The following is a 14399-nucleotide window of genomic DNA, read 5'->3' as shown; positions in this document are numbered from 1 at the left end:
GCAAATGCAATCATTTTGACTTTAGTTGCATTTTATACAACTAAAAACACGAGAAGCCACCACTAAGGCTGTAAATCAAGAAAATAGCTGTACAAAATACACTTATGCCCATCGGCTTGAGGGATTCGAGAAATATAGTTGTACGAATTACAATTAAATGCTTCTACGTATTGCTCCCGGTGACTTTCTATACAGATAGATTGTGCATAGATCCTTATAGCTCTGCTCTCTTTACTTTATTGGGGCTATACTCCCACACCTGCAGCCCCGCTCCGATCATTCCACATAAATTACCATGATAGGCCGCTTCAATACGAACATTTTCCAGCATCGATGGCATTACTCTGCTCTTTACTTCTCTTCTAATGCCTTCAAATAAAAGTTCGCCTGCTTCAGCCACTCCACCGCCAATGACGATGACTTTAGGGTTAAAAATATGGATTAATGAAGCGATCGCGGATCCGAGCGCAGCAATCGTGTCTACCATTAACTCTGTAGCCAGAGAGTCACCCGCCCTCCATCTCGCTAACACTTCCCGTGAGTCTACGTTCTCTGGGGACTGGTTATGTAATAAAAGCTTGTCGCGCATGCGACGTGCGATACTTGTGCCTGAAGCATACTGCTCCAAGCAGCCTTTTCCACCACAAACGCATGCAGGACCTTTGAAATCTACGGACATATGGCCTAACTCTCCAGCCCCACCCCAAGAACCATGAACAAGATGGCCGTCTACGACTATCGCTCCACCCACGCCCGTACCAAGGGCAAGACAGATAAAGTCTTTTACCTCTTTGCCTGAGCCTAAATATTTCTCTGTTAATGCTAATACATTCACGTCATTATCAACGATTACTGGAAGTTGAAACTGTGTCTGAAGCAAATCCTTCAAAGCTGTGCCAGCATAGCCAGGGATAAGCTCCGAAGCGGAGCGGACACGCCCCGCCTCCCAATCCATTTGCCCTGCTGATCCTACGCCAATTCCTTGGAGCTGAATTCCCGCTTGTTGTGCTGTTATTTCATCCATTAATGTCTGAATTGCTAGTATAATGCGATCCATTGTTTTCGTCTGTCCAGCCAATGTGCTTAGGCTTACAGTATGTAAAACGCCCCCTTGTGAAGAGACGAGTCCGGCATTAATTTTCGTGCCGCCAATATCTACTCCGATCGCATATTCTATATGAGGATCATATCCTTCCACCGCGGACTCACCTCCGTCAGTCATCGACATTGCTCACGGCCTTAACATATCTCGAAGTGATTAATTGTGGCCTAGTAATTGCACTTCCTACAACAACATATGATGCCCCTGCATTCTTAGCTTTTGCTGCGTCTTCCGGTGTCCATATACGTCCTTCCGCAACAACAGGAATGTTCACAGATCCGCTTAATTGTTGAATTAAGACAAGGTCCGGTCCTTCCTGCTGTGTACTGTATGGGGTGTAGCCTGAAAGCGTGGTACCGATAAAATCCACACCTAATTTCTCAGCGGCAAGCCCTTCCTCAAATGTAGAAATATCCGCCATAACAAGCACACCTCTCAGATGTGCATATTCTATTAATGGCTTTACTGACTCTAAGCGTTCTTCCCGATTCGTTACATCAAGCGCAATAATCTCTGCTTTTGCAGAAACAATCGCCTTCACTTCATCTAAGGTTGGTGTTATAAATATGGCTGATCCGGGAATCTCCCGTTTAATAAGTCCAATGACCGGTACATTTACTTCTTTTTTGATAGCTACAATATCTGGAACACCATTTGTCCGGATTCCTATAGCTCCTGATTGAACCGCTGCTCTTGCCATTTTAGCCATTGTATCCCCACCATGAAGCGGCTCATGCTCAAGTGCCTGACAGGAAACAATCAGACCTTTCACCGGAAAGATATCACTTATTCGAGTCATTATTAACCCTATCCCTTCGCTTCAAGAATATAGTCTAATATTCTATTGTTCAGAGCTTCCACCCGCTCCTGATCGGAATCCTTAATCGGTAAAAGTGGCATTCTTGGCTGACCTGTTTCAAATCCGCGCACACTAAGGATCGCTTTACACGCACCATATAATGAAGGAAAGGATAGCAATTCAACAATGAGCTCATTGATGATGAACTGCCATTTCTGCGCCTCAGCCATCTCTCCTTGCACATAACATTGTTCCACTTTTAGGAATAACTCGGGCATCACCCCATAAGTTCCACCAATCCCGCCATCTGCCCCAATACTGCGGCCCGCCAAATACTGCTCATCAGGTCCATTTAAGACTAGAAAATCCTTCCCGCCTACGGCTTTAAATTGCTGAAGCTCAAACGTGCTCTCCGCCGAAATTTTCACCCCGATTACTTTATCCTGAGCTGCCATCTTAATCAGCAAGCTTTTCGATAATTGAAAGCCTGTAGTTTGCGGGATGTGATAGATAATAAATGGAAGCGCCGTACTATCAATAATCGCCTGCCAATGACTTTCAACACTGTCCGGAGACAGACGATAATAAATCGCAGGAACAGCCGATACGGCATGTGCGCCAACTTTCTCAGCATGGATAGCTAGTTCAACACTGTCTCTTGTAGATGGAGCACCCACGTGAGCAATGATTGTAAGCTCTTTTCCAACCTCTGCTATAACTGCCTCGAGCATTTGTTTGCGTTCTTCTACAGATTGCAGCATACCTTCGCCAGAGCTTCCGCCAACATAAAGACCTTTAACTCCTGTAGAAGCATAATGACGAGCTAATTTCCGGGCTGCTTCTTTATCGATTTCCCCCTCAGCATCATAACTGGAGTACATAGCAATAATAATGCCTTTAAAGGATTGAAGATCATATGATTTCATAAATTATAGCCTCCGTCGTTTAATTCATTGCTATTAATTTTCGTTGTTATAAGAATAATTAGCCTTTTACAGCCCCCATAGTAATCCCTTGGGTAAAGGCTTTTTGGAACATTAGAAAAATTGCAATCATAGGAATAGAGGCTAACGCAGCACCTGCCATAAGCAGTCCATAGTTTGTTGTGAATTCACCCCGAAGAGTCGCTACCCCAAGTGGCAATGTCATCATTGAAGTCGATCTGGTCATGATCAGCTGACTGAAATAATCATTCCAAGAAGTGATGAAGGTAAAGATGGCCAGTGCCCCTATTGCAGGTTTTAACAAAGGTAAAATGATGGTTCCGAACAAACGAATCTCAGAGCTGCCATCTATTTTGGCTGCTTCAATCAATTCTCCTGGAATGGTCTGCGCGAACTGCTTCATTAGGAAGACTCCAAATGGCCAGCCAATCGCCGGTAAAATAAGCCCTTTATACGTATTGACCCAACCAAAATCTGCAAGCATCGTAAACAGCGGGACAAGAATAACTTGCTTAGGCAATGCCATTGCGGCAACAAACATCGTAAAAATAATCCCTCGGCCAGGAAAAGACTTTTTGGCAAGCACATATCCAGCACAGGAAGAAACGATACAAATCGCTGCCATTTCACAAAAAGCAATGATGAAACTATTAAACATCCAGCGCTCAACGGGATTCTTAAATAACTCGGTCCAGTTTTGCAGAGTCGGCTTAGCCGGAAACCATTCCGGGGGGATCGTTGTTGCTACAGTCTGAAGCTTAAATGCCCCTGAAACCACCCAATAAAAAGGGAAGATAAAAAACAACGTTGCCAGAATCAACAGGATAGTGGCTAATATTTTTGGAATCGTCAATTCTTTTTTCCATCTGCTTACTTTCTTAGATTGGCCAATAGGTGCTCTCAGTTCTAACGGATTCGTAGAATTCATGATGTCCCCTCCTTAATACTCAACATCACTGCCAAAGTATTTGAATTGAATGATAGAAATGATCCCGATCACAATCGCAAGGATGACACCCATCGCCGAGGCATATCCAAAATGACCGAGCATAAAGGCTTGTTCGTAAACGCCATACATTACAGTCGATGTGCTATACACAGGTCCACCCGAGGTGAGCAGCTGAATTAGCGCAAAACATTGAAAGGTGTTGATCGTGGTAATCACGATAATATATAAGTTCGTTGGCATTAGCATTGGCCATAATATTTTTCGGAAAATCTGCCAAGGCGTCGCTCGATCAATCTCAGCTGCTTCTATGTAAGAAGTAGGAATGTTCCCAATAGATGCCACATATAAAATGATCGGCTGCCCTACAGAGGTCGTTATCAGAACCACGATAATTGCAAGCAGTGCAGTCCTCGTATCTCCTAACCAGGATATAGGCTCCATTCCCAAAAAGCTGGTTAAATAATTTAGAATCCCATAGTTCGGATGATAGATCCAGCCCCAAACGACTGTGATACTTACGACCGAGGATACAGCCGGCAAATAGAACACTCCGCGGAAAAACGATCTGGCAAACTCTTTTTTCTTATAAATATTCATAGAGATAAATAACGAGAAAATAATAACGATAGGTACGGTTATGAGTACAAGCAATAATGTATTTCCCATCGACTTCCTGAAATTATCATCTTTTATTAAGGAGATATAATTATCGAGGCCAATAAAGCTGAAATCTCTCAACGAATAATCGAAGAAACTAATATAGACCCCTTTCACCATCGGATAAGCTACAAAAAGCAGGAAAAACCCAAATGCCGGCACTAAAAAGAGATAACTCATCATCCAGTCGCGAATCACATAACCTTTTATTTTGCGAACCGTTGTCCCCACAGTCCTTCCCCATTTCTTCGATGATTTAAAAAGAAAAGAGTGCTTCCCGCACTCTATTCTTTTGGACACCATTCACTTTTTTTATTTCATTGCAGCCTTTGCTTTTGTAATCGCTTCGTTTGCTTTTGCAGCAAAGCTGTCCAAAGCTTCTTTACCGGTTGCGCCTCCAGTTAAAGCACGTTGTAATTCAGGGAACCAGAAAGTACGAATATCAGCATATCCATCGGCAATGGTAGGTGCATCTGTTGTGAATTTACGAGCATACTCAGCGTATTTGTACTCTGCATCATCATAGAGGCCTGTAATCGAATTACGAACAGACAGACCACCTGTTTGAATCAAGTTTTTCTTACCCCATACAGGGTCATTAGCGATAAAATCAATCAGCTTCTTAGAAGCTGCAATCTTGGCATCATCACCATTATTGAATACAGCCATACCGCCGAGGTAAGGTTCAAGCTTAGGTTCCGATCCATCTAAAGTAGGGAAAGGAAGCAGAACATCTTCGAATTCAACCATTTTTTTAGATACGTTCTGAGCTTTAAGTACTGCAGAATAGTTAAGTGTAAAGGCTAATTTTCCTTGCAAAAATAAGTCATTCACGTCAGCAGCCGCAAGGGAAGCCGCACCAGAAACGCTAAGTTTATCTTTTGTAGCTTGAACGATCCAATCCAACGCTTTCGCAGCATTATCAGTATTGATCGCGACTGCGGAATTATCTTCATTTAGAAATCTGGATACACCTAAGTTAGCAAGATATGCGCGAGTTCCTTGATCTCCAGCTTGGCTCTTCGCGAAGAATCCGGTAGGGATAACATCAGGTGCTTTTTCTTTAACAGCTTCCAGCGCTTTCTTATATTCTTCAAACGTCCAAGTTCGATCTTCCTTATCCAGAGGAAGCAAATCTAACGCGCCAATCTTCTCAAAAACGGTCTTGTTTACCGCCATCATAAAAGGAGCTGTATTGATCGGGTACATAAAGATCTCATCGCCAACACTAGACTGCTTCCAAAAGGCTTCCGAAATATCATTTTTCACTTCATCGGTCACCATATCATTAAGAGGTGCTAATAAGTCCTTTTTACCCCAGTCAATAATCCGTCCAGGAGCATCATAAATTACATCAGGTGCGGTATTCGAAGCAATCGCCACATTCAGTTTTTCAGGGCCGCCTTCAAAGGTGATCATCTCAAGGTTGACTTTAATTTCCGGATTCTTCTCATTAAAAGCTGCAATGATTTCCTTCTCATATTTGCCAACTTCACCATCTAAAGCTTGAAAGCTCGGAAAATTCCACCATGTTATTTCTACTGGTTTAGCAGCAGTCTCAGTGGCCGCGGGCTCACTCTTATCAGTATTTTTACTTGGTTCATTGGCGGAATTCGCTGTATTCGTATTTCCGCATGCAACTAACTGTGTACCTAAAAGTGCGACACCAACAATGCTCATTAGCCCTTTTTTCATTGCTCTCATGTGCTACCCCCTATTATTTTTGTGGAATAAAATGCTTTATCATTCCTTGCGCTAATCATAAATCAATTATAAATTTAGGAGAATCCCACTCCTTTTACATTTAGGGTCGTATTCTGACCTATACCTTCTTTCAGTCCCTCTTCAATGTTATAATACATTACATATTTCACCTATAATTATTTTAATTTTTAGCTTATAACTTACATTTGATGGTATCGATGTTGAATAATCCACTATAAATCTAGTCTTCCGGAGGGATTTCATGTACAAGCTTATGATTGTAGAGGATGAACCGTTAATACGGACGGGATTAAAACATTACTTTTCGTGGCAGGAGCTTGGTGTTCAGAGTATTGTTGAAGCGGAGAATGGAAAAGAAGGCTTCGTTACCGCACTGCGTGAGCAGCCAGATTTAGTGATCACTGATATTCGCATGCCCGAAATGGATGGTCTTCAGATGATCGAAGAGCTTCGCCAATTCCTTCCTGATACTTTGTTTATCATTTTGACGGGATTTAATGATTTCGAATACGCTCAACGAGCCATCAAACTTGGGAGTGTACATGCTTTTTTGCTCAAACCTTTGGAATATGAAGAAAGTCTAACCGTGATTCAAGAATGCATGAACAAGCTGCAACTTAAACAACAAGAACAAAGAAAACGTTCTACTCTGGAAGGCTCACAACTTATAAAGCTACTACTGGAAGAAGAACAACCTGCAATGGACACTAATTTAATCGCTGAATTATGTAGTTTCAAAAGTAAACATTATTTGTATCTCCCTTTTGTTTTGGCAGGTTTCCTTATCAGAGAAACTCCTTCACAATCCACCTTGTGGATGAGAGAACAGGCTACTAAGTTTATACATCTTGCTACGGAGGCCTATCTCCCGGCAGATCTGCCAAGATCTATTTTTACATATTCCGCTAAATCCAAACTATACGGGCTAATAGTCATGGGATCACAGACTGCAACGAGCACTATCCCTTTTGAGACACAAGTACTTACTGAACTCGATCAGCATTTGAACAAGCTTACACTAGAACATCATTTTGCCCTTTATCTTGCTATAGGCACAGTAACGAACGAACTATCTCAAATCACTTCATTACTTCACGAGTCTGAAAAGCTGTTATATCAGCGCTTCTATCAGAAAGAGCGCAATATATTCCATATCTCATCCATAAAGGCTGGCGCCACAGCTACTAAACCAACACTTATTCAACTAGATGACAACGATAAGAAACGAATAATCTCCTGCATCGAAAACGCCAATAAACAAGAGATATTGCAATTAACGCAACGATTGGCACAAGATATTTTGCATAAAACAGATGGCTCTTCTACTGATCTATGGCTTGCGTATTTACAAGAAATTATAAGTGTCATTATCCGCTTCGCTAATAAAAATCAGATTCATATGGATGGTGTGTACAGCGATAAACTCTTAAACCTCACTTTTGTAGAGGATTTCCACTCCCTTGAGGTCATGTTCGAGTGGCTGGGGAATTGGATGGTTCATTTGGGAAACATTTATACCGAAGGTCTGACGGATAACCATCAGCAGGATGTGATTATCTTTGAACATATTAAATCCTTCATTAGAGCTAATATTGATCAAGATATTACTCTACAAATGGTAGCGGATCGATTCTTCTATAACCCTTCTTATTTAAGTCGTCTGTTCAAAAGAAAACTCGATAAGAACTATATGCGATTTGTAACCGAAATCCGTATGGAATACGCGCAGGAATGCTTAAAAAAACCGGAGATTCTGGTGACCGATGTCTGCACAATGTGTGGTTACAAAAGCTATAAGCATTTCGTTAAAACGTTCCGGATTTTTACCAACATGACCCCATCAGACTATAGAAAACAATCGGGGTGGTAAGCAAAATGATGCAAATTAACCAGCCAAAAAAACGTTATCGGATGCGGCATGTCAATCGGCAGATTTTTGTGCTGATGATCCTGACCATTACCATTCCTTTGCTGATTATATCCGCGATTATCTATATTTTTTCAAATCAAGCCGTCAAAAATGAATATCAAAGCAGCTCTAATCTCATCCTTAATAATCTTTCTTTCAACATCGACCAGTATCTGCAAAGCATTGAAAAAGGGACCCTTAATGCCCAAGTAGATAGTCAATTACAAACCGCCCTCGAGCATTGGACTATCAACAAAGATAATATCGGGAATGATCTAAGTATTCAGTATGGAAACACGATTGAACAGTTCATCAGCGGGATTGAAATGACGATTAAAAATGTCGACAGTGTGCAGATTTTCGCGGGGTCACGTGTATTCTACTCCGCCAATTTCAATCGTGCGGATTATGATGTGAAGGACTACACCCAAGAGGATTGGTATTTACAGACGCAACAAAAAAAGGGTGGTGTAATCCTATTTGGAAGTCATCTCCCATTCTATCGCACCAATTCTAAACAATCCGTCATCTCCATCGCCAGAGTCATTAATAAAAAAGGAAGCAAGCAGCCCTTAGGTGTCATGTTAATTGATATCCGGCTGGATTCATTACGTGAAATCTTAAAGCTGTCCGAGAATAGCAAGCGGAAATTCATTATTTTAGACGATAAAGGAGGCAACGTTTATAGCTCAGATTCATTGGAGACGAGTCCTTTAGAGCCTATCCCCATCGACAAACAGGCGCTTAATACTTTTATGAAAAACGACGCCGGAAGCTTATATGGTACTTTTGATGACAAGGATTCGTATATTAATTTTGTTACTTCTCCTTACTCCAACTGGAAGGTCATTCAATATATTGATGAAAAAGAGATGACTAAGCAGGCTTCTTTTCTTGGCAAAATCATTTTAACCTTAGCGCTCTTATCGCTTGTCACTGCACTCTTATTTATGTATATCCTTTCGGAACGCGTAACCAAACCTATTATTCTGTTAAGCCGGAAGGTGAAGCTGGTGGGGATGGGTAATTTCGATGTGGATTTGTACAGTAACCGCCAAGATGAATTTGGGGTTCTATATAATGGAATTCGTAAAATGGTAAAAGATTTGCAAAACTATATTGAGCGATCATCGATGGCCAAGGCTCAACAAAAGGTAGCCCAGTATGGTGCGCTCAAAAGCCAAATCAATCCTCATTTTCTGGCAAATGTCCTTGAATCAATTCAAATGAAAGCCATCATCAATGGGCAAAGAGAGATTGGCGAGATGGTGGGAATCGTGGGCAGATTGTTTCGGATTCATGTTCAGACGGGGAAAATCACCGTTACCCTGCGCGAGGAACTTGAGCATGTCCGGCTATATGTGAAAATTCAGCAGTTACGTTTTGGGGATAAATTACAGTATATGGAACAGCTAGATCCGCAATGCGAGATCGTTAAGGTCATGCACTTCTCCTTGCAGCCCATCGTAGAGAATGCTATCGTACACGGCCTAGAAAGTCGCAGTGAACCAGGTCTGCTTGAGGTATCCTCGGTGATATCGGGGGATGATATGCTGATTATCGTTAAAGATAACGGCATTGGCATCGAGGAAGAGAAACTTAAACAGCTTCGTTTCCGTCTCTCTCAACCCTCAGATACCTTAGATGAGGAACATATTGGCATTAAAAATGTTCATGATCGTATTCAATTTCATTTTGGCGAAAAATATGGAATTGAAATTTCCAGTCACGTAGGTGAAGGAACGACAGTGATCATCCGTCTTCCCGCGTAATCCTAGACATTTTGCTCAGTAATGCCTAATTCAGGATCAAAGGTGAGCATTTTCGTCGCTATTTTATCAATAAAAAACCGATCATGACTAACTGTTACTACAGCGCCAGGAAAATGAATCAACGCCTGCTCCATCACCTGAATACTAGTTAAATCCAAATGGTTAGTGGGCTCATCTAAAATAATGACAGCAGCTCCGGAGAGAAGGCATTTCGCTAAAGCCACTCTGGCCTGCTGTCCACCTGAAAGGCTGCCAATCGTTTTACTCAGATCCATTTCCGAGAATTGCAGCATCGATAGAAATTTATTCACCTTTTTCCGCGGTGCGTCCAGTCCCAGTCCATAAACATTTACGGCATGGCTGACAGTATCTTTATGATCCAGCTCATCCCACATCTGATTAAAGTACGCATAGCTGACCCCGCGTTCCCAAGTCACTTCCCCCGATTCCGGTGCTTCTTGTCCAGTCAGTACTTTGATGAGTGTCGACTTTCCGCTGCCGTTCGGACCCACGATTGCTATCCGGTCTTCCTTTTGAATATCGAAGCTAATGTTCTGGAAGATGGAGCGGCCATCATAACTTTGTCCAATCCGCTTCACTTCCCCCAGCTTGTCAGGAAAACGTAAATTACTATAAATATCAGTGATTAATACGTTAACTGGATGAGGTTCCACTCGTTTTTTCATATCCGTTAGCTTACGCGAAAGACGGTCCTTAGAGGACTTCTTACTACCACGGTTTTCAATGGCCTCAGACTCCATAAGGAGAAGTTCTTCTTCCCACTCAAATTGCCGATCGAGCACTTTTTTGCGCATCTTCTTTTTACGAACGTAATCGGTATAATTCCCTTCATATTCCTGGAAATGATAGTTCTCGATTTCTATCGTCCGCGTGACCACTCTGTCAATAAATTGCCGATCATGAGAGACCAGAAGCATCGCCCCATTGAAACGGTGCAGCCACTGCTCCAACCATACGATCCCTTCCATATCCAAAAAGTTAGTAGGCTCATCGAGCAATACAACATCAGGTCCTTCAATTAAGACTTTAGCCAGTGCCGCGCGGTTCCTCCAGCCTCCGGATAACTCCTCTACAGGTTGATGCCGCGATCTCTCATCGAATCCTAATTTAGTCAGCACCGTATTGATTTCCACAGATACATTCCAGCCATCCAAATGCTCCATTTGTCCAAAAAGCTCAGCTTGGCGCTCTAAAAGTACATTCATCTGGACATCATCCGACACCTGCCCTAGCTGTTCTCCTATTTGGTTAAGCTCCTGTTCAATGCGTGCTACCTCTTCGAAGCAAAGTTCTAACTCTTGTTGTACAGACAAAGACCCGGAAAGCTCCGAGAATTGAGAGAAGTAGCTGATCTTCACATTGGGATCTAATTCTACTTTTCCTGCCGTTGGCTCCTCTTTTCCCATTATTAGCTTAAAAACAGTAGATTTACCTGCTCCATTTCGTCCGATTAAGCCAATACGTTCACCCTTGCTCACACGAAAATAAATATCTCGAAAGATTAATGTATTCTCATATTTCTTAGTTACGTTCTCCATTCGGATTACGCTCAAGTCTATCACTCCTAGTTCGTATAGATCAGAATTCATCGTTGAATACCCAAAAAGCTATTATAGCACTAATTAAAAAAAGGACTTTATAATCATATTATTACTTATATTTATTTCCGATATATGTATTTATATTAATATAAATTTATAAATACATAAGGAGGATTACAATGAGTTTGCTAAAATCAATCAAGAAAAATGTGAGTGTTACTATGTGCATAACCCTGCTCTTTTCTCTTTTTATTGTGTATCCGGCAAGTGCTTCTACCTTCTTCCAAGACCGCTTTGAAGAGGGCGGTAATCTATGGACATCCACTAGTGGGAATTGGACTATTGTTGAGGACGAAGGCAACAGCGTATATTACCAGTCTGTCACAAAAGAAGGACGTACTTCTGCAGGTGATTCAGCCTGGAGCGATTACACTGTGGAAGCGGATGTAAAAGTAGTTGATTTTAATGGCTCAAACAGAACTTATGTTGCAGGCAGATACATAGATGGAAATAATTTTTATGCAGCTTCTTTGTATAATAATAATGATGGCATGCTGGAAATCAGAAAAAAGGTTTCTGGATCTACTACAACTTTGACCAGCAAACCCTACACTCTGCAAACAGGAGTTTGGTATAATGTAAAACTTGAAATGAGCGGAAATACCATCAACATGTATGTAAATGATACGCTGGAGCTCTCAGCTTCCGATTCCAAATTAAAAAAAGGTACAGCAGGGCTCGTTACCTTTAAGACAATTACGATGTTCGACAACGTGACCGTTTCTGACACCAATGGCACTACACCGACACCGACTGTCACGCCGTCACCAACTGCTATACCGACTCCGACTGCTATACCAACACCAACTACAATACCGACTCCGACTGCTTCACAGACACCAACTGCTTCACCGACACCTACTGCTACACCAACACCTACTGCTGCACCGATACCGACTGCAATACCGACTCCGACTGTCACACCAACACCTACTGCTACGCCGATACCAACTGTTTCACCAACGCCTACACCGGTACAGGTTAGTGAATAAGCGCTCATAACAGTGCTTTAACACATCCCGTATTAATAGAGACTGGTGTCAGCAAAGTGTCTATAGACAACTTCGACGGTTTGACCATTTTCTCTGCTAAGGGTGCAACCATTAAACATGCCGCTTTTACTTTTAAAAGAAGCTCTAACGTCATCATCCGCAACCTTGAATTTGATGAGCTGTGGGAATGGGATGAAGCAACCAAAGGAAATTACGATAAAAACGACTGGGACTACATCACCATTGAGAATAGCAACAACGTATGGATCGACCACTGCACCTTCAATAAATCTTATGACGGAGTTGTCGATGTTAAAAAAGGCAGCAACGGCGTCACCATTTCATGGTCTTCCTTCTTAGGGGATGATAGAAACGCAAACAGCTGGGTTACTCAGCAAATTAATGCTATGGAAGCCAACAAGGCTGCTTATCCCATGTACGCTTATTTAAGAAGCAGCTCAGTTGGCCTAAGTAAAGACGACATCATTGCGATTGCCGCTAGTCAAAAAAAGGGCCATTTAATAGGCGCAACAGAATTTGCAGCTGATAATGCGCTTCTTTCTGTGACGCTCCATCACAACTACTATAAAGATATACAAGACCGCATGCCCCGCCTTCGTAGTGGTAATGCGCATGCCTATAACATTGTAATGGACAACGAAGATACCAGATTGGCTAAAAAACGTCTAACCTCCGCTATGGAAAAAGCGATCTCAAGCAAGGGGTATCATTTCGGGGTTACAAGTAACGGAGCAATCTCGACAGAAGGAGGAGCTGTATTACTTGAAAGTTCTGTAATCATTGATGTAGTGAATCCACTTCGCAACAATCAAGCGGATGCGAGTAATAGCAAATATACGGGTGCAATCGCAGCTTTAGATACGATCTATTCACTAGATGGAGCAACATTCAGAGGAGACAGTACATCTAAGAACAGCCCTCTCTCCCCTGCACCCGCTGCCGTTAAAGCATTTGCATGGAACGGATTCACAACACTACCTTATAGCTACACTTCAGATGACCCAGTTAGTCTAAAATCTAGACTTACCGCTGTTGACGGTTCAGGGGCTGGCAAATTGTCCTGGTCAAACGAGGAATGGTTGAAAACAAGTTACAGTAACTAATTCGACTAATGCGACTAACTAATCACTGAACACATACTCCCATAACTACAACGAGAAAAGTTACTAACTTAGTTGCCACATTAGCGCCACCTTTGCACCATATTAGCGCCATATTAGCGCCAGATTAGCAAACTTTTGTACCGCACTAACGCCGCACTAACGCCACTTTTGTTCTGCCGAAATAGCTAAGACGCTCAGACGGTGATTTACTGTTTACTGTGCAGTATTTACGAGGTCAGACGGTTCGGACTCAGGAGCCCTTATTTCGAAGAATCCGGGCATTTCGCAGTGCTATCGGACTCAGATGCAGCTATTCAACCCAATATGCTTAATTTTGGTGTGGATTTAGACCAATAAGAGCTATGCAGTCCGAAAACTCAGCAAAATGGTCAAAAAAGCCAAAATAGTTGCAATACAGTCCGTTAGGAGTGTTACGCGCGTGAGAAACATGAGGAACATGAGAAACCTGAGAAACGTGAGGAGCCTGTGAAACATGAGGAGCCTGTGAAACGTGAGGAGCCTGTGAAACATGAAGAGCCTGTGAAACATGTGGAGCCTGTGAACATGAAGAGCCTGTGAAACATGTGGAGCCTGTGAAACGTGAGAAGCCTGAGGAACATTAAGAGCCTGTAGCCCGTGAGGAGCATTATGCACATACAGTCCAAATAGGAGCATTAGGAGTTTGTTCTCATTAACAAGTGATGCGTTTGGTGTTAATGGTAACTCACAAAGTTAGTATAATGTCCCAACAATAACAAAAAGGCCGCAACCAGCGGCCTTTTTCTATATTACGACTTCCAACGC

The 14399-nt window shown here is 42.2% G+C and carries 11 protein-coding genes; 4 read left to right on the top strand and 7 right to left on the bottom strand.

Annotated elements, in window-relative coordinates; translation table 11 throughout:
* Window positions 1-214 precede the first annotated feature (214 nt).
* From NYE72_RS12975 to NYE72_RS12950, 6 genes are all read right to left on the bottom strand, one after another.
* Window positions 215-1222 carry an ROK family protein gene (locus NYE72_RS12975; protein WP_076101721.1) on the bottom strand — a complete coding sequence of 336 codons (1008 nt, stop codon included), beginning with the start codon at window positions 1220-1222 and terminating at the stop codon, window positions 215-217.
* A complete protein-coding gene (locus NYE72_RS12970) occupies window positions 1215-1901 on the bottom strand; it encodes an N-acetylmannosamine-6-phosphate 2-epimerase (RefSeq protein WP_036686363.1) in 687 nt (228 codons plus the stop codon). Before NYE72_RS12970 ends, NYE72_RS12975 begins: the two co-directional genes overlap by 8 nt.
* Before the next feature lie 8 nt (window positions 1902-1909).
* Entirely contained in the window at window positions 1910-2827 is a 918-nt protein-coding gene (locus NYE72_RS12965; protein WP_076141489.1) for a dihydrodipicolinate synthase family protein, read from the bottom strand.
* A gap of 58 nt (window positions 2828-2885) precedes the next feature.
* On the bottom strand, window positions 2886-3773 hold the full coding sequence (locus NYE72_RS12960) for a carbohydrate ABC transporter permease (protein ID WP_076101717.1): 888 nt from the start codon (window positions 3771-3773) through the stop codon (window positions 2886-2888).
* Window positions 3774-3785: 12 nt separating this feature from the next.
* Window positions 3786-4634 carry a sugar ABC transporter permease gene (locus NYE72_RS12955; protein ID WP_052097471.1) on the bottom strand — a complete coding sequence of 283 codons (849 nt, stop codon included), beginning with the start codon at window positions 4632-4634 and terminating at the stop codon, window positions 3786-3788.
* 129 nt (window positions 4635-4763) lie between these two features.
* A complete protein-coding gene (locus tag NYE72_RS12950) occupies window positions 4764-6155 on the bottom strand; it encodes an extracellular solute-binding protein (RefSeq protein ID WP_076104299.1) in 1392 nt (463 codons plus the stop codon).
* A 262-nt stretch (window positions 6156-6417) separates the two neighbouring features.
* Between NYE72_RS12950 and NYE72_RS12945 the strand changes: the two genes are divergently transcribed.
* Both NYE72_RS12945 and NYE72_RS12940 read left to right on the top strand, forming a co-directional pair.
* The gene (locus tag NYE72_RS12945; protein WP_076104300.1) at window positions 6418-8046 is read left to right on the top strand and encodes a response regulator; all 1629 of its coding nucleotides are present in this window, start codon (window positions 6418-6420) and stop codon (window positions 8044-8046) included.
* A 5-nt stretch (window positions 8047-8051) separates the two neighbouring features.
* Window positions 8052-9857 carry a sensor histidine kinase gene (locus tag NYE72_RS12940; RefSeq protein ID WP_076141491.1) on the top strand — a complete coding sequence of 602 codons (1806 nt, stop codon included), beginning with the start codon at window positions 8052-8054 and terminating at the stop codon, window positions 9855-9857.
* A 2-nt stretch (window positions 9858-9859) separates the two neighbouring features.
* Here NYE72_RS12940 and NYE72_RS12935 read toward each other — a convergent pair whose 3' ends face one another.
* Window positions 9860-11431, bottom strand: a complete 1572-nt coding sequence (locus tag NYE72_RS12935; RefSeq protein ID WP_076141492.1) for an ABC-F family ATP-binding cassette domain-containing protein — start codon at window positions 11429-11431, stop codon at window positions 9860-9862.
* 167 nt (window positions 11432-11598) lie between these two features.
* On the opposite strand from NYE72_RS12935, the gene NYE72_RS12930 reads away from it, so the two are divergent.
* Window positions 11599-12471, top strand: a complete 873-nt coding sequence (locus NYE72_RS12930) for a LamG-like jellyroll fold domain-containing protein (RefSeq protein ID WP_076213038.1) — start codon at window positions 11599-11601, stop codon at window positions 12469-12471.
* Window positions 12472-12527: 56 nt separating this feature from the next.
* Complete coding sequence (locus NYE72_RS12925; RefSeq protein ID WP_305953804.1) at window positions 12528-13595, top strand: hypothetical protein; 1068 nt, start codon at window positions 12528-12530, stop codon at window positions 13593-13595.
* Window positions 13596-14399: the final 804 nt, after the last annotated feature.

The sequence above is a fragment of the Paenibacillus sp. FSL L8-0333 genome (genome assembly GCF_037965665.1).
Lineage (GTDB): Bacteria > Bacillota > Bacilli > Paenibacillales > Paenibacillaceae > Paenibacillus_AQ > Paenibacillus_AQ odorifer.
The sequence above is the reverse complement of the archived record's forward strand: the minus strand, read 5'-3'. Positions and strand labels throughout refer to the sequence as shown.

What these genes read in the sequence shown, in the direction of transcription:
- NYE72_RS12975 (WP_076101721.1), bottom strand. Translation starts at nt 1,222, where the DNA reads ATGACTGACGGAGGTGAGTCCGCGGTGGAAGGATATGATCCTCATATA.
- NYE72_RS12965 (WP_076141489.1), bottom strand. Translation starts at nt 2,827, where the DNA reads ATGAAATCATATGATCTTCAATCCTTTAAAGGCATTATTATTGCTATG.
- NYE72_RS12930 (WP_076213038.1), top strand. Translation starts at nt 11,599, where the DNA reads ATGAGTTTGCTAAAATCAATCAAGAAAAATGTGAGTGTTACTATGTGC.
- NYE72_RS12950 (WP_076104299.1), bottom strand. Translation starts at nt 6,155, where the DNA reads ATGAGAGCAATGAAAAAAGGGCTAATGAGCATTGTTGGTGTCGCACTT.
- NYE72_RS12940 (WP_076141491.1), top strand. Translation starts at nt 8,052, where the DNA reads ATGATGCAAATTAACCAGCCAAAAAAACGTTATCGGATGCGGCATGTC.
- NYE72_RS12955 (WP_052097471.1), bottom strand. Translation starts at nt 4,634, where the DNA reads ATGATGAGTTATCTCTTTTTAGTGCCGGCATTTGGGTTTTTCCTGCTT.
- NYE72_RS12970 (WP_036686363.1), bottom strand. Translation starts at nt 1,901, where the DNA reads ATGACTCGAATAAGTGATATCTTTCCGGTGAAAGGTCTGATTGTTTCC.
- NYE72_RS12960 (WP_076101717.1), bottom strand. Translation starts at nt 3,773, where the DNA reads ATGAATTCTACGAATCCGTTAGAACTGAGAGCACCTATTGGCCAATCT.
- NYE72_RS12945 (WP_076104300.1), top strand. Translation starts at nt 6,418, where the DNA reads ATGTACAAGCTTATGATTGTAGAGGATGAACCGTTAATACGGACGGGA.